The 15,730-nt window shown below is 51.2% G+C and carries 10 protein-coding genes, 2 rRNA genes and 1 pseudogene; 2 read left to right on the top strand and 11 right to left on the bottom strand.

The genetic code is table 11. The features are described 5' to 3' along the window. Positions 1 to 132: 132 nt before the first annotated feature. The 4 genes from AWM70_RS16360 to AWM70_RS16375 all read right to left on the bottom strand — a co-directional run bounded on the left by AWM70_RS16360 (position 133) and on the right by AWM70_RS16375 (position 6,577). Positions 133 to 3,210: ribosomal RNA gene (locus AWM70_RS16360) — 23S ribosomal RNA — on the bottom strand. Between the two features lie 368 nt (positions 3,211 to 3,578). Continuing rightward, positions 3,579 to 5,133: ribosomal RNA gene (locus tag AWM70_RS16365) — 16S ribosomal RNA — on the bottom strand. Together the 16S and 23S rRNA genes form the textbook arrangement of a ribosomal RNA operon. 484 nt (positions 5,134 to 5,617) lie before the next feature. Further along, the gene (locus AWM70_RS16370) at positions 5,618 to 5,845 is read right to left on the bottom strand and encodes a hypothetical protein (RefSeq protein ID WP_068698167.1); all 228 of its coding nucleotides are present in this window, start codon (positions 5,843 to 5,845) and stop codon (positions 5,618 to 5,620) included. A gap of 132 nt (positions 5,846 to 5,977) precedes the next feature. Continuing rightward, positions 5,978 to 6,577, bottom strand: coding sequence for a stage II sporulation protein M (locus tag AWM70_RS16375; RefSeq protein ID WP_068698169.1), 600 nt, complete (start codon positions 6,575 to 6,577; stop codon positions 5,978 to 5,980). 126 nt (positions 6,578 to 6,703) lie between these two features. On the opposite strand from AWM70_RS16375, the pseudogene pdaB reads away from it, so the two are divergent. Continuing rightward, positions 6,704 to 7,517 (top strand): annotated as a pseudogene (gene pdaB / locus AWM70_RS16380) (polysaccharide deacetylase family sporulation protein PdaB). A gap of 157 nt (positions 7,518 to 7,674) precedes the next feature. Next, a complete protein-coding gene (gene gerD, locus AWM70_RS16385) occupies positions 7,675 to 8,508 on the top strand; it encodes a spore germination lipoprotein GerD (RefSeq protein WP_068698173.1) in 834 nt (277 codons plus the stop codon). A 156-nt stretch (positions 8,509 to 8,664) separates the two neighbouring features. Here gerD and ltrA read toward each other — a convergent pair whose 3' ends face one another. The 7 genes from ltrA to rplM form a co-directional block, all read right to left on the bottom strand. Next, a complete protein-coding gene (gene ltrA, locus AWM70_RS16390) occupies positions 8,665 to 10,056 on the bottom strand; it encodes a group II intron reverse transcriptase/maturase (protein ID WP_068693337.1) in 1,392 nt (463 codons plus the stop codon). Between the two features lie 438 nt (positions 10,057 to 10,494). Then, entirely contained in the window at positions 10,495 to 11,616 is a 1,122-nt protein-coding gene (locus AWM70_RS16395; protein ID WP_068698175.1) for an Mrp/NBP35 family ATP-binding protein, read from the bottom strand. A 75-nt stretch (positions 11,617 to 11,691) separates the two neighbouring features. Then, positions 11,692 to 12,447: an N-acetylmuramoyl-L-alanine amidase CwlD gene (cwlD, locus tag AWM70_RS16400; protein WP_068698176.1), complete on the bottom strand. Its 756-nt coding sequence runs from the start codon at positions 12,445 to 12,447 to the stop codon at positions 11,692 to 11,694. 78 nt (positions 12,448 to 12,525) lie between these two features. After that, the gene (gene sat, locus AWM70_RS16405; RefSeq protein WP_068698178.1) at positions 12,526 to 13,695 is read right to left on the bottom strand and encodes a sulfate adenylyltransferase; all 1,170 of its coding nucleotides are present in this window, start codon (positions 13,693 to 13,695) and stop codon (positions 12,526 to 12,528) included. Between the two features lie 15 nt (positions 13,696 to 13,710). After that, positions 13,711 to 14,403 (bottom strand): phosphoadenylyl-sulfate reductase, encoded by a 693-nt coding sequence (locus AWM70_RS16410; RefSeq protein ID WP_068698180.1) that lies wholly within the window; start codon positions 14,401 to 14,403, stop codon positions 13,711 to 13,713. Positions 14,404 to 14,625: 222 nt separating this feature from the next. After that, complete coding sequence (rpsI, locus tag AWM70_RS16415; RefSeq protein WP_068698182.1) at positions 14,626 to 15,018, bottom strand: 30S ribosomal protein S9; 393 nt, start codon at positions 15,016 to 15,018, stop codon at positions 14,626 to 14,628. Positions 15,019 to 15,038: 20 nt separating this feature from the next. Continuing rightward, a complete protein-coding gene (gene rplM, locus AWM70_RS16420) occupies positions 15,039 to 15,476 on the bottom strand; it encodes a 50S ribosomal protein L13 (RefSeq protein WP_068698184.1) in 438 nt (145 codons plus the stop codon). Between the last annotated feature and the right edge of the window lie 254 nt (positions 15,477 to 15,730).

Consider the following 15,730-nt stretch of genomic DNA (forward strand, 5'->3'; position numbering starts at 1 on the left):
AAAATCGGTTCAGATGTTTGATCACCTGAAAACTGGATACGAAACAATCAATTGCGAATTAGTTGTTCTCGGGGCCCCCGCAAAGGATTTGGAATCAGCTGCGAAGCCAATCTTCACTTTGGTGGGTCCATTTTGGATAAGCCCTCGACCGATTAGTACTGGTCAGCTCCATGCATTGCTGCACTTCCACCCCCAGCCTATCTACCTCGTCGTCTTCAAGGGGTCTTACATACTGGGAAATCTCATCTTGAGGGGGGCTTCACGCTTAGATGCTTTCAGCGCTTATCCCTTCCGCACTTAGCTACCCAGCTGTGCTCCTGGCGGAACAACTGGTGCACCAGCGGTGCGTCCATCCCGGTCCTCTCGTACTAAGGACAGCTCCTCTCAAATTTCCTACGCCCACGACAGATAGGGACCGAACTGTCTCACGACGTTCTGAACCCAGCTCGCGTACCGCTTTAATGGGCGAACAGCCCAACCCTTGGGACCTACTTCAGCCCCAGGATGCGATGAGCCGACATCGAGGTGCCAAACCTCCCCGTCGATGTGGACTCTTGGGGGAGATAAGCCTGTTATCCCCAGGGTAGCTTTTATCCGTTGAGCGATGGCCCTTCCATGCGGTACCACCGGATCACTAAGCCCGACTTTCGTCCCTGCTCGACTTGTCAGTCTCGCAGTCAAGCTCCCTTTTGCCTTTGCACTCTTCGAATGATTTCCAACCATTCTGAGGGAACCTTGGGGCGCCTCCGTTACTCTTTAGGAGGCGACCGCCCCAGTCAAACTGCCCACCTGACACTGTCCCCATACCCGCTTAGGGTACCAGGTTAGAACTCCGATACGATCAGGGTGGTATCCCAACGGCGCCTCCAAGGAAGCTTGCGCTCCCTCTTCCTAGGCTCCCACCTATCCTGTACAAATCGTATCAAAGTCCAATATCAAGCTGCAGTAAAGCTCCATGGGGTCTTTCCGTCTTGTCGCGGGTAACCTGCATCTTCACAGGTATTAAAATTTCACCGGATCTCTCGTTGAGACAGCGCCCAAGTCGTTACGCCATTCGTGCGGGTCAGAATTTACCTGACAAGGAATTTCGCTACCTTAGGACCGTTATAGTTACGGCCGCCGTTTACTGGGGCTTCAGTTCATAGCTTCGGGTTTAACCCCTAACCACTCCCCTTAACCTTCCAGCACCGGGCAGGCGTCAGCCCGTATACTTCGCCTTGCGGCTTCGCACAGACCTGTGTTTTTGCTAAACAGTCGCTTGGGCCTTTTCACTGCGGCCCCCTCGGGCTATTCACCCTACCGAGGCACCCCTTCTCCCGAAGTTACGGGGTCATTTTGCCGAGTTCCTTAACGAGAGTTCTTCCGCGCGCCTTAGAATTCTCTTCTCGCCTACCTGTGTCGGTTTACGGTACGGGCACCTTCACCTGGCTAGAGGCTTTTCTTGGCAGTGTGAGATCATGACCTTCGCTACTGCAATTTTCGCTCCCCATCACAGCCCAAGGTTATGTAGCACGGATTTGCCTATGCTACCCTCTCACTGCTTGGACGGACATCCATCAGTCCGCGTCACTACCCTGCTGCGTCACCCCACTCGCTCATAACGGTTTACGGTGGTACAGGAATTTCCACCTGTTGTCCTTCGACTACGCCTGTCGGCCTCGCCTTAGGTCCCGACTTACCCTGAGCGGACGAACCTTCCTCAGGAACCCTTAGGCTTTCGGCGGATCAGATTCTCACTGATCTTTTCGTTACTCATACCGGCATTCTCACTTGTGTACTCTCCAGCGCTCCTTACGGTACACCTTCAACGCATACACAACGCTCCCCTACCCCTGAATCGACTTCACTCCAGCTTCGAAGTGATGTGTCTAGCCCCTGGAGCATTTGGCCGAAACCTCTGAATTATTTCAGATGCTGCTTTCGGCAAAAATGTCTCGGTGCCTCACCGCCTCAAAGAAGCAGTGAAGTCGATTCAAGCCATAGCTTCGGTGGTGTGTTTAGCCCCGTTACATTTTCGGCGCAGAGTCACTCGACCAGTGAGCTATTACGCACTCTTTAAATGGTGGCTGCTTCTAAGCCAACATCCTGGTTGTCTGGGCAACTCCACATCCTTTCCCACTTAACACACACTTGGGGACCTTAGCTGATGGTCTGGGCTGTTTCCCTTTTGACAATGGATCTTAGCACTCACTGTCTGACTCCCGGTTAATCAGTCTATGGCATTCGGAGTTTGACTGAGCTTGGTAACCCTTGCGGGCCCCGCACCCAATCAGTGCTCTACCTCCACGACTGTACCACCGAGGCTAGCCCTAAAGCTATTTCGGGGAGAACCAGCTATCTCCGAGTTCGATTGGAATTTCTCCGCTACCCCCACCTCATCCCCGAACTTTTCAACGTTCGTGGGTTCGGGCCTCCAGTGCGTGTTACCGCACCTTCACCCTGGACAGGGGTAGATCACACGGTTTCGGGTCTACGCCCACGTACTATACTCGCCCTATTCAGACTCGCTTTCGCTGCGGCTACGGCTTCTCACCTTAACCTTGCACGGGAACGTAACTCGCCGGTTCATTCTACAAAAGGCACGCCATCACCCGTGATTTTTCCGAAGGAAAATATCATAGGGCTCTGACTTCTTGTAAGCACACGGTTTCAGGTTCTCTTTCACTCCCCTTCCGGGGTGCTTTTCACCTTTCCCTCACGGTACTGCTTCGCTATCGGTCACTAGGGAGTATTTAGCCTTACCAGATGGTCCTGGCAGATTCATACGGGGTTTCACGTGCCCCGCACTACTCGGGATCCGTCTCGGAGGGAACAGACTTTCGGTTACAGGGCTTTTACCTCTTCTAGCGGGCCTTTCCAGACCTCTTCGCCTACCCTATTCCTTTGTAACTCCATGTGAGACGTCCCACAACCCCAAGAGGCAAGCCTCTTGGTTTAGGCTCTTCCGCGTTCGCTCGCCGCTACTGACGGAATCACTACTTGTTTTCTCTTCCTCAAGGTACTTAGATGTTTCAGTTCCCCTGGTCTGCCTCTTCGCAACCTATGTATTCAGTTACGAGTGACTGGCTATTACACCAGCCGGGTTTCCCCATTCGGACATCCCCGGATCAAAGCTTGCTTACAGCTCCCCGAGGCCTTATCGTTGTTCGCCACGTCCTTCTTCGGCTCCTAGCGCCTAGGCATCCTCCGTGTGCTCTTAGTAGCTTAACCAAATCGCTCGAATTTTGGGTCAACACGCTCTGTTGTTCCTCGGTTTCTCATTTGAAATGAATCAAGGGTGAAACCGACTCACAAAGGATCGATTGCCTCCAAAATACCTCGCTCTACAGTTAGCACTTCACTTGTTCTCTACGATCACAAGTTCAGCTAAAAAAGAATGTTCTAATTCGCATTTGTTGTTTCGTTATCCAGTTTTCAAGGATCAAAGCAGTTTCGGAAAACTGCGGTTTTTGAGAGTTTGAGCTCTCAAAACTGACCAACGAGTGAGAAGTGAAATCTTTGCGAAGCAAAGATACTTCGAGAGCATCCTTCTTCGCGGTATTTGTACCGCTTCGCTGCGGAAGCGAGGTACTCCATAGAAAGGAGGTGATCCAGCCGCACCTTCCAATACGGCTACCTTGTTACGACTTCACCCCAATCGTCTACCCCACCTTCGGCGGCTGGTTCCCTTGCGGGTTACCCCACCGACTTCGGGTGTTGTAAACTCTCGTGGTGTGACGGGCGGTGTGTACAAGACCCGGGAACGTATTCACCGCGGCATGCTGATCCGCGATTACTAGCAATTCCGACTTCATGCAGGCGAGTTGCAGCCTGCAATCCGAACTGAGACCGGCTTCTAAAGATTCGCTCCAGATCGCTCCTTCGCTTCCCGTTGTACCGGCCATTGTAGTACGTGTGTAGCCCAGGTCATAAGGGGCATGATGATTTGACGTCATCCCCACCTTCCTCCGGTTTGTCACCGGCAGTCACTCTAGAGTGCCCAGCTTTACCTGCTGGCAACTAAAGTCAAGGGTTGCGCTCGTTGCGGGACTTAACCCAACATCTCACGACACGAGCTGACGACAACCATGCACCACCTGTCTCCCCTGTCCCGAAGGAAAGGCCTATCTCTAGACCGGTCAGGGGGATGTCAAGACCTGGTAAGGTTCTTCGCGTTGCTTCGAATTAAACCACATACTCCACTGCTTGTGCGGGTCCCCGTCAATTCCTTTGAGTTTCAGTCTTGCGACCGTACTCCCCAGGCGGAATGCTTAATGTGTTAACTTCGGCACCAAGGGTATCGAAACCCCTAACACCTAGCATTCATCGTTTACGGCGTGGACTACCAGGGTATCTAATCCTGTTTGCTCCCCACGCTTTCGCGCCTCAGCGTCAGTTACAGCCCAGAAAGTCGCCTTCGCCACTGGTGTTCCTCCACATCTCTACGCATTTCACCGCTACACGTGGAATTCCACTTTCCTCTTCTGCACTCAAGTCACCCAGTTTCCAGTGCGACCCGGAGTTGAGCCCCGGGATTATACACCAGACTTAAATGACCGCCTGCGCGCGCTTTACGCCCAATAATTCCGGACAACGCTTGCCCCCTACGTATTACCGCGGCTGCTGGCACGTAGTTAGCCGGGGCTTTCTTCTCAGGTACCGTCACTCGGATAGCAGTTACTCTACCCGACGTTCTTCCCTGGCAACAGAGCTTTACGATCCGAAAACCTTCATCACTCACGCGGCGTTGCTCCGTCAGACTTTCGTCCATTGCGGAAGATTCCCTACTGCTGCCTCCCGTAGGAGTCTGGGCCGTGTCTCAGTCCCAGTGTGGCCGTTCACCCTCTCAGGTCGGCTACGCATCGTCGCCTTGGTGAGCCGTTACCTCACCAACTAGCTAATGCGCCGCAGGCCCATCCGCAAGTGACAGATTGCTCCGTCTTTCCCAAGAAGGTCATGCGACTCTCTTGCGTATCCGGTATTAGCTACCGTTTCCGGTAGTTATCCCAGTCTTGCAGGCAGGTTGCCTACGTGTTACTCACCCGTCCGCCGCTAAGTGGATCAGGAGCAAGCTCCCGATCCACTCCGCTCGACTTGCATGTATTAGGCACGCCGCCAGCGTTCGTCCTGAGCCAGGATCAAACTCTCCAATAAAGATGAAAGGTCCCTGCCACCCGAAGGCGGTAGGTTTTCCATTCAAAGTGTTTGTTTAGCTCATTTTGAATCTGACGAGATCGGAGCGAATTTGAAATCCACATGGATTTCAAATCCGTCCCAAAATATCTCATTTATTTCTCACTCGTTGTTCAGTTTTCAAAGATCAAACCAGCGATTTTGACTCGCTTTCGTTCTTCACCGCATCTCAGCGGCGACTTTTATAATATAACATAACTTTGTCGATTATTGCAAGACTTTTTTTTAAAGTTTTTTTATGAAAGAGAAGTTGCTCCCCCATAATCCAAATGGTAACTCGCTGTTCTTGCAAAATCAGAACGAGTGTTAATTTAACATAGTTGCTGCTTACGTGTCAACCTATAAAAATAGATTGAACTAAAGATCCTGTTCTAGGTGCTGACGTTCGGCGGTATATCTCTTTAGTTCAGTCTATTAAGCTCCCATTACAGTTCAGGATTTATACTTAGGGTTTTGCTTGAACACGGGTACGGCGCGCGTACTTGGATAATTCCTTGGAAGGGGCAAACCGGGCATACATACGAAATATAGTGTTGTATCTTTTGGCAATGGCACTGCGAATATCCTGGTCTAGTCTCTGATCGCTGAGATCGAGCAGCATCTCGTCGAGTTCTTTGCGCAGCACGTAATCCAGCTCTCTGCATTCTTTGTCATTAAACAGCATACCCAACATGATGTAATTCCTCCTTAAACTTTTAATCCCCGGTACGCTTTGATTAACCTGCTGCGAAGCAGATCAACCACTTTTGGGAATTGCTTTACTGTTATGCTCAATTTTTGGGAAATTTATGAACCGCCCAGGAAATTAATTGCGCATCAGGTTGTAGGTTACTGTACTTTCAATTAAAGCCGCGATTGCAAGAAGGATCACAACCCACAGGGTAGCTCCCCCGGCGGAGGAAAGGAAACTCCTCCATTCCCTTCTCGGCCGGTCGCTTCTGCCGCCTCCCGAAAACAAACTGCTCCAGACTATCCCGCCGAATTGCAAACCATACCCGCAGGCAATCAGCAGCGCAGGAATTTCAATAATACCATGCGGCAGCAGCCCTTTTACGATCAGTTCGCCCAGATCATTTCCCGCCGCTCCGCTGGCTGAGACCACGAACCCTAAAGCCAGACCGTTCAGCAGCAGAAACAGGACAGGCAATACGCCAAAAATAGCCCCAAGCCAAATGACAAGCACGCTTTTAATGACATTGTTCAGAAATATAAACACAAAAAACTGAAGTTCAGGATGTTTATTTGCAGCCAGCCCGCCGCTGATCTCCCGCAATTTATCAACCTCCCCGGCTACCAAGGACTGCAGAAATTCAGCATTCAAGCTTCCTAGCACAAGTCCCGCCACAAATAAACCCAGCGATAGCAGCATTGCTCCTTTATAACGAAATAATTGTAATTTAGGCATCTTCATTCTCCTTCGTTAACTTAATCACCGAATAGGACGAGGGCCAGTCATAAACCTAATCGGTACGAGCATACACTTGTACAAATCCATAATGCAAATCTGATAACGAGAGGGTGCAGCCGCAAGATGAATAACTTTTTTTATGTATTTAGCGGAAAAAAAAATCAAACGGTATTTCTTCATTTTTGCCGCAGCGTTGCTGGCAGCTGGCGTCGTTTATATGGAAAGTGACCATATTACCGTTTTTTCAGAAAGCAACCCTTCCGCCGTCTACAGCGTATCCACGGAGAAGAAAATGATTGCGCTCACTTTTGACATCAGTTGGGGCGAGAAACGTGCTGAACCAATCCTCAAAGTGCTGAAGGACAAAGGAGTGCAGAAGGCGACCTTCTTCCTCTCCTCCCCATGGAGCCAAACGCATCCTGAAATCGTAAAAGACATCCAGAGTCAAGGCTTTGAAATCGGCAGCCATGGCCACAAGTACGAGAACTACAGCCAGCTTTCGGAAGAAGAAATCACAAACCAGCTTAAGTCAGCTCATACGATCCTGACCGATTTGACCGGAGAAGCGCCAAAGCTGCTCCGTTTGCCTAACGGTGATTTTGACAAAAGAGTGCTGCGTATTGCCGATGGAATGGGCTATACCGTTATCCAGTGGGATACGGATTCTCAGGATTATATGAACAAAGGGGCCAAAGATATCGTGAACCGCGTCGTATCGAAAGCCCATCCGGGTGACATTGTGCTGCTGCATGCCAGCGACATTGCCAAATACACGGAAGAAGCGCTGCCAGCGATCATCGATGAGCTCCGGGCCCAGGGTTATGACTTCGTCTCCGTATCCGACCTGCTGGATCAGGCCAGCACGAAAGGCTCAGAGGTCAAGGACCAGGCCTGGATCCGCCGGGAATTCGAAACAGCCGCCGGTATTGGATTTTAAGCCCATAGAGCATACTGCAAAGACTGCTGCAACATACTTGGATAAAAACCTTTAGAACAACCTCCGGATGCACTCCGGGGTTGTTTTTTATTCTCAGGAATAATTCATTTTTCCCGTTCGCATACTATCTACAGCATAAGCAAAGGAGGAGCGAACCTTGAAAGCAACCCATTACTGCCGAACGCTATGTCTTATCTGTTCACTTATCATCCCCCTTACGGCTTGCGGTTCCGAGCAGAGTTCATCCCCCCCGGCTCAAGGGGGTTATAAAGAAACCAAATCAATGGTGATTGATATTTTAAAAACCGAAGAGGGCCGAAAAGCCATTATGGAATCCCTCACCTCGACTTCCGGAACATCCAGCGGCATGAGCTCCAGCAGCACGGGTTCCGAATCCGGAGGTGATTCCGAATCCGGCGGTTCCGGTGAAGGCGGTTCTAGCGAAGGCGGCGGCTCTTCTGGCTCCGGAAGTTCAGGAGGTTCAGGAACATTAGGCATCAAAATGCTGCTGCCCAATCAAACCTACAACGATGTGAGGCTCGCCGTCAAAGAAACCATGACCTCACCCGAATACAAAAAAGAAATCGAAAAGATTATGACGGATCCTCAATTTGCCGGTGACTTCGCCAAGGTGATCAACACGCAAAGCAAAGAGTTGCATATGCAGCTGATTAAAGATCCGAATTATCAAAAGTCCGTGATGGATATTATGAAGTCCCCTGAAGTAGCCAAAATGTTTCTGGATTTGACCAAAACATCCGATTACCGCAAACAAACCATGACGATCATGCAGGAAGCCATGCAGAATCCGCTGTTTAAAATGGAAGTGATGGACCTTCTGAAGACCGTAGTTCAGGAACAACTTCTGCCTGAGGTCGACAAGAACCAGCAGGGCGGCGGCCAGGGTGGAGAAGGCCAAGGAGGCAGCGGCGGAGAAAATGGAGGCAATGGCGGCAGCGGTGGTGGAAACGGCGGCAGCGGAAGCTCATAATCTTGTGAAGCCTGCCGATTACATCCACTGAACTTCAGCCAATAGCCAACAGCCAACAGCCAACACCTCAAAAGCAGATCGAGTAGAAGGGGGTGACTACCCCCCGTCCTCTCACACCACCGTACATGCGGGTCCGCATACGGCGGTTCCAAAAGGTTAACAAAGCTCCAAATAACGAGAAAGCAAACTTTTCAGCCCTTTCGCTTCCCAGTAGGAAGTCGGAAGGGCGTTGTTTGTGTTTCGGGACATTTCCCATGCACCTCGTCTAGAGTTGCCCATCGCAAAGCAAGCCCACTCTGGAACGCCTAGATTTCGCAGTTCGCGGATTCGGGTTCCCACCCGTTTCCACTGTTTCCAGAGGCACATGCGTAATCTCCTGCGAATCCATTGGTCGAATCTTTCACAGTGGCTCTTCGCCGATGCGATTCGGAAATATCCAATCCAGCCGATGAGGTAGCGGTTTAATTGCATAATCCTGTTTTCCATGGACATCGACCGCGTTCGGCTCGTCAGCTCCCGTACCTTCTCCTTGAATCGCGAGATGGTTTGTGGGGCTAAACAAATTGTCGCTTTCTTGTCCCTCAGGAAACTAAAGCCGAGGAACTTTCGGTTCCACGGGCGGTCTACCGCACTTTTCTCTCGATTCACTTTCAGTTTCAGCTTTCCTTCTACAAAGCGTGTTACCGACTCCATGACGCGTTCGCCCGCACGTTTGCTGGCGACGAAGATGTTGCAGTCGTCCGCATAGCGGACAAATCGCAGTCCTCGTTCCATTAGCTCCTTGTCCAAGTCATCCAGCAATATGTTCGCTAAAAGCGGACTCAGGGGCCCACCCTGCGGCGTTCCTTCTCGGCTGCGCTCCAGCTTTCCATCTACCATCACTCCAGCGTTCAGGTAGGCACGGATCAGTGTCAGCACTCTTTTGTCCTCCACTTTCCGCGCCACTCTTGCCATCAGTATGTCGTGGTTTACCCGGTCAAAGAATTTCTCCAGATCGAGATCCACGACCCATCTCAGGCCGCTTTGGATATATCTTTGGGCTTGTTTCACGGCGTCGTGGGCACTCTTTCCCGGTCGAAAGCCATAGCTATACCACGAGAATTGCGTGTCAAAGATCGGGTTCATGACTTGTAAAAGGGCTTGCTGGAGAAAGCGGTCCATCACGGTCGGGATGCCTAACAGCCGTACATCGCCTCCGGGTTTGGGGATTTCCACCCGTTTGACTGGCGCAGGTCTGTAGGTACCTGCTAGAAGTTTAGCTTTCGCCGATTCCCAGTGTGTTTTCAAGTAAGCTTGTAGATTCGCTACCGTTACTTGGTCCACACCGGGCGCTCCTCCGTTCTCTACCACTCGTTTATAGGCGAGCCGAAGGTTATCTCCTTCGAGCATTCGCTCCAGCAAGTTGTTCTTTGCTTCGCGAGAGGAAGGGGCGACTTGTGCCGACAAAGAACTCGGCGCTCCGGCATACCCTGGCGGCTTCACCGCTTCTCTTTGCCGCAAGCTCTCTGGCGAGATATTCTGCTGTCGTTGCTCTTCGTACGAACGCATCGGTTTCCTCTCTCCTTTCGGTTCAGCCCTTCCGTAGGCTGTTGCAACAGCTTACGTACTATGGCCTCTGCTGACTCCTGCCGGTTCAGCGTAGCCTCTCGGCTACGGTTACAAGTTTTTTTTTTCTTGCCTATCCGGCAGGCCTCCCCAGATAAGAACGTCATCTTTCCGCCCGCAACCACTGGAGTCTACAGGATTAGCCCTTGGCGGCTTTGGATTTCGTTGTGTATGGGCAACTCATCCGACTGTTCCTGCCTCAAATCCAGTTCGTGTACCTTGGCTCGTGCTTTTGCCTCCGGCTTCCTTCAGATTCCACCTCACGATGGACACCCTTGCCCTTGGCTAATGGTAGGCGCTCGCCAGCCCCCATTCGGGACTTTCACCCTAGAGATGACGCCCATGCTGGGCGTACCATGCCAAAAAGGACCGACCCTCGGGTCAGTCCTTTTTGCATTTTTCGATGATATGGGCAGCTGTCTCGGCAAAAATAGCTGCCGTTTTGGTGTCTGCCTTGTAAACCGAAGGCGAAAAATCCGGCTCGGACAAATGGTTGTCCGGAGCGCCAAGCGGCACTTGAGCCAACAGCTCAGTATGCAGCGTTTCAGCCAATCTGGCTCCCCCGCCCCGGCCGAATATATAGTCGCGTTCCCCGCAGGAGGAACATTCGTAATATGCCATGTTCTCGACCACGCCAAGCAGCTCATGATCGGTCTGCAAAGCCATAGCACCCGCCCTGGCGGCCACAAACGCTGCAGTAGCATGCGGAGTAGTCACGATGATCTCCTTGGTCTGCGGAAGCATCTGATGCACGTCCAGCGCTACATCGCCCGTGCCCGGAGGCAGATCAAGCAGCAGGAAGTCCAGCTCGCCCCAGTTGACGTCCGCCAGGAACTGGCGCAGCATCCGGCCGAGCATCGGTCCCCGCCAGATGACCGGGTTATTTTCCCGTACAAAGAAGCCCATCGACATCACTTTGACGCCAAAACGTTCAACCGGCATAATCACGCCGTCTTCTACCTGCGGAGCCTCCTCGATGCCCATCATATCGGGGATGCTGAAGCCGTAAATATCAGCGTCAATCAGTCCGACCCGTTTGCCCTGACGGGCAAGCGCCACGGCCAGGTTAGCGGTAATGGTGGATTTCCCCACCCCGCCCTTGCCGCTGGCTACAGCAATAAAAGTCACACCGGAGGCCGGATCCATCAGCGGAAGCTTCTCAAGGCCTACGCCATGCCCCTTCAGACTGCCGCCTCCGGGTCCCACTTCATTGTCGTTAGCGCCGTTTGCCGGAGGCAAGCCGACTTTTTCCCGTTCACTGTCTGACGCTTCTCTGTACCGGACATGAAGTTCAACCGCGCCAGCCTGGGTAAGACGGGCTTTAATCTCATTATCGAGCCTGCTCTTCATATCATCAGAAAGATCTGCCGTCACGACCGTCAACGAAATGCGGTTCTCTTTCACCATGACGTCTCTGATCCACTGCATTTCGACCAAACTCTGTTCAAATCTCGGGTCTGCAACCGGTCTCAAAGCGGCCAGAACCCACTCTTTTGTAATCATGAAAGCACCTCTATTTGTTCTATTTCAAGCTGTGACTATTTAGAATGTGCTTTATATTATACATGATTCGCCTAATCAAGTGGAAGGTTTCGCTTTCTCGCCGGCCTCATACCGGAGAATGCCCTTATAGATAGAGGCGGCCACTTTGCGTTGATAGTCTTCATCTCCAAGCAGCTTGGACTCACCCGGATTGGAGAGGAAGCCGACTTCGACCAGCACCGAAGGAATCTTGAGCTCCTTGAGCAGATAAACGTAATCGGCGCTTTTGGCTACACGGTCGGTATTTTCCAGATTGGTGCGCAGCTCCTCCTGGACTAAATCGGCCAGAGCCTGGCTTTCCGGGTGGCTGGGATGGTAAAAGGTCTGCGCGCCTCTCCATTTGCTCGAAGGAATGCTGTTCATATGAATGCTGACCATCAGCTTGGCTTCCTTCTCTTCAATCAGGCGGACCCTTTTCTTCAAATCCTCGGTTTTCCGTTTGCTGTAGCTGCTAGTGTCCGGATTGGCCAGGTCTTTGTCTTCCTCACGCGTCATATAAACGACGGCTCCGGCCTGCTGCAGATAATCCCGCAGGTACAGCGCCACGGAGAGATTGATATCCTTCTCGATAATGCCGTCCCGGCTTTCCGCTCCCCCGTCCGGCCCCCCATGGCCCGGATCCAGCGCAATAACTTTACCTGCAAGCGGCAGGCTCCAATAATTGGAGACTTTCTGTACCGGAACCTCATAAAACAGGACACCCGCCAGCAGGGCAAGGAGAACGGCGCTGAACAAGATTCGTTTGAGGTTGCTGAGGGAAATCCACAGCGTAACTGTTTTTCTTGGCTTCATAAAAAAACCACCTCCGTACCCATATAGACTCTAATCATCTATATGGGACAAGGTGGACAAATATGCCGATTTTAAGGGTTATTGCACGGCCTGTTTGGACATTCCGTTAATGAGCACTTCGGCTACTTGCGGACGCGTAAACTCCGGAGGCGGACATTGTCCGTCCCTCAGCAGCGCACGAACTTTAGTGCCGGAAAGAGTGAGATGGTGTTCTTTGCCGTGCGGGCAGGTTTTGCTGGTGGCCATGCTGCCGCATTTCAAGCAGAAGAAGCTGTGCTCAAAGAACAGCGTCGTTATACCGATCTCTTCCGGCGTAAAGTTACTGAAAATCTCCTGAGCTTCATACGTGCCGTAGTAGTCGCCGACACCCGCATGGTCACGTCCGACGATAAAGTGGGTACAGCCGTAATTTTTGCGAACCAGGGCATGGAAAATGGCTTCACGAGGACCCGCATAACGCATAGCTGCCGGGAACACGCCAAGGAACGCCCGATTCTGCGGATAATAGTTCTCCAGCAGCACCAAATAACTGTTCATCCGGATATCAGCAGGAACGTCATCGGATTTGGTTTCTCCGACCAGCGGGTTAAGGAACAAGGCATCCACGATTTCCATGGCGCTCTTCTGGATGTATTCATGAGCGCGGTGTACCGGATTGCGGGTCTGGAAGCCAACTACGGTTCTCCAGCCTTTCTCGGCAAAGATCCGACGGGTTTCGGATGGGTCAAAATAAAACTCTTGGAAACGTTCGGGGCTCGGACGGTTCAGCACAGTGACAGGACCGCCCACGTAGAGGGGCGAGCGCTCAGAAAGCTTTTTTACGCCAGGATGCTCAGGGTCATCCGTCTTGAACACCTTGCGAGCTTCCTCCTGCTGATCTACGCTGTAGATGCTTTGAACCTCGATCAATCCATAGATGATCCCATCTGACTGCCCCACCAACGCGGCATGTCCGCCTATAGAAAGGCTCTCTCTCTCCTCCTCCGTCACGGAGAGGGTGATCGGTATGCTCCAGACCGTGCCGTCCGCCAGACGCATCTCATTCACGACAGAACGGTAATCCTCTTCATTAAGAAAGCCCGTCAAGGGCGAGAAGGCGCCGACCCCGATCAAGTCCAGATCCGATACAGCCCAGCTGCTGACTGCAATACGCGGCAGGTCCGCCGCTTTCCGTAAAAGCTCTTCCCGCTCGGCGCCTTCGCTGAGCCGGTTCACCAAAGTACCGCCATGAGGTAAAATTGCCGTCATCCTTTGCGCGCCCCCTTATTTATGCAATCCGCATTCTGTTTTCTCAAAGCCTGACCAGCGGCCCGCTCGTGGATCCTCACCCGGCATCACCTGACGTGTACACTGCTCACAGCCGATGCTTGGGTAATTCTGATCATGCAGCGGGTTGTAAAAAACCTCATTCTCGCGGATATAGTTCCATACATCGTCCGAGGTCCAATCGGCAATCGGGTTAAATTTAACCAGCCCAAACTTCACATCATATTCAATCTTCTTGGCATTGGCGCGGGTCGGCGCCTGATCACGACGGATGCCTGTAATCCAGGCTTCATACTTGGATAAAATACGAGTAAGGGGCTCCACCTTGCGAATGTTGCAGCATGCGGTAGGATCGCTGTTCCATAGCTCCGCCCCATGCAGCTCAGCCTGTTCTTCCGGCGTAAGCAAAGGAGATACGCGAACAAAATCAATTTCGTATTTCTCAGCCAAGGTATCCCGGGTTAGATAAGTCTCTTTGAAATGATAATCGGTATCCAAATAAAAAATATCGGTCTTCGGGCTAATCTTCTGCAACATATCGACCAGAACAACGTCTTCGGCCCCGAAGCTGCAGGCGAAAGTAATGTTCGGAAATGTTTCGACGGCCCAGGCAATAACCTCCTGCGCGCTGGCATTCTCCAGCTTCACCGCTTGCTCCGCAATCAGCTGCTCTTTCTCGAGTAAATTCATCCTAATCGCTCCCCCATGCATAAATTCTCTAACCCTTTAATGCAAGCAAGTCCTACTAAACTAATGTGAATTGTTAAAATTAAAGTACCATTACCCCTAAATTATGTCAATCCTATTCCTAAAAATAAGGATCAAAATTAGCTCACAGCACCTTTTGAAGGCAAAACAAAAACCCCTGGCCATAAGGCCAAGGGCTTCTGAATCCTTGATACACAAGGGATATTAACGTTTCGAGAACTGAGGAGCACGGCGAGCTGCTTTGAGGCCGTATTTCTTACGTTCTTTCATACGTGGGTCACGAGTCAGGAATCCGGCTTTCTTCAAAGCAGGACGGAACTCAGGGTCTGCTTTCAGCAGAGCTCGGGAGATACCGTGACGGATTGCACCGGCTTGACCGGAAATGCCGCCGCCGTTAGCGATAACGATAACGTCGTAGCTGTTCAAAGTTTCAGTAAGGTTCAAAGGTTGTTTGACAATCAGTTTGAGAGTTTCCAAACCAAAATATTCGTTGATATCACGCTTATTGATGACAATGCGTCCTTCACCCGGTACAAGGCGAACACGAGCTACCGAATGTTTACGACGACCTGTCCCATAGTATTGTACTTGTGCCATGAAACTGTCCTCCCTTTTAATTATCCGCGAAGTTCGTAAACTTCAGGTTTTTGTGCTGCATGTGGATGTTCAGTGCCAGCGTATGCTTTCAGTCTCAGCTTCATTTTCTCGCCTTGACGTGTTTTAGGCAGCATGCCATGTACAGCGGATTCGATCACACGTTCAGGTTTAGTAGCAAGCAGATCCTGAGCTACTGTCACTTTCAAACCACCTGGATGCAGGGAGTGACGGTAGTATTTTTTGTTTTGCATTTTCTTGCCGGTCAAAGCAATTTTCTCGGAGTTTATTACAACTACGAAATCCCCAGTGTCCACATGAGGAGTAAATTGTGGTTTGTGTTTGCCGCGAATCAGCGCAGCTACTTCACTTGCCAAACGACCCAAAGTTTTGCCTTCAGCGTCAATGATGTACCATTTGCGCTCAACTTCGTTTGGCTTCGCCATATAGGTGGTACGCATGAAAAGATCCTCCTTCATTCTCATCACAAATCGTCTTTTAGTATACGGGCAAATCTCCGGTATAACCGTTCCATATCATCCGTATATTTATGTTCGTTCGTTGATTATTCATAGTTAGATAAAGCTAAATTGTTAAACATTTTAACGCGTCTCTTGACTGGGGGCCGTGGGATAGCCATCAAGAAAACACAACTTATATTCTACAGGATAAAAAGTAAATACGCAAGCTTTTTCGCGCATTTATTCCACTGAAA

The organism is Paenibacillus yonginensis (genome assembly GCF_001685395.1).
Taxonomy (GTDB): domain Bacteria; phylum Bacillota; class Bacilli; order Paenibacillales; family Paenibacillaceae; genus Fontibacillus; species Fontibacillus yonginensis.

Excerpts from the sequence above, each read along its gene's own strand:
- rplM (WP_068698184.1), bottom strand. The coding sequence starts at position 15,476 with ATGCGTACCACCTATATGGCGAAGCCAAACGAAGTTGAGCGCAAATGG.
- rpsI (WP_068698182.1), bottom strand. The coding sequence starts at position 15,018 with ATGGCACAAGTACAATACTATGGGACAGGTCGTCGTAAACATTCGGTA.
- ltrA (WP_068693337.1), bottom strand. The coding sequence starts at position 10,056 with ATGCGTTCGTACGAAGAGCAACGACAGCAGAATATCTCGCCAGAGAGC.
- AWM70_RS16370 (WP_068698167.1), bottom strand. The coding sequence starts at position 5,845 with ATGTTGGGTATGCTGTTTAATGACAAAGAATGCAGAGAGCTGGATTAC.
- cwlD (WP_068698176.1), bottom strand. The coding sequence starts at position 12,447 with ATGAAGCCAAGAAAAACAGTTACGCTGTGGATTTCCCTCAGCAACCTC.
- sat (WP_068698178.1), bottom strand. The coding sequence starts at position 13,695 with ATGACGGCAATTTTACCTCATGGCGGTACTTTGGTGAACCGGCTCAGC.
- AWM70_RS16375 (WP_068698169.1), bottom strand. The coding sequence starts at position 6,577 with ATGCCTAAATTACAATTATTTCGTTATAAAGGAGCAATGCTGCTATCG.
- AWM70_RS16395 (WP_068698175.1), bottom strand. The coding sequence starts at position 11,616 with ATGATTACAAAAGAGTGGGTTCTGGCCGCTTTGAGACCGGTTGCAGAC.
- AWM70_RS16410 (WP_068698180.1), bottom strand. The coding sequence starts at position 14,403 with ATGAATTTACTCGAGAAAGAGCAGCTGATTGCGGAGCAAGCGGTGAAG.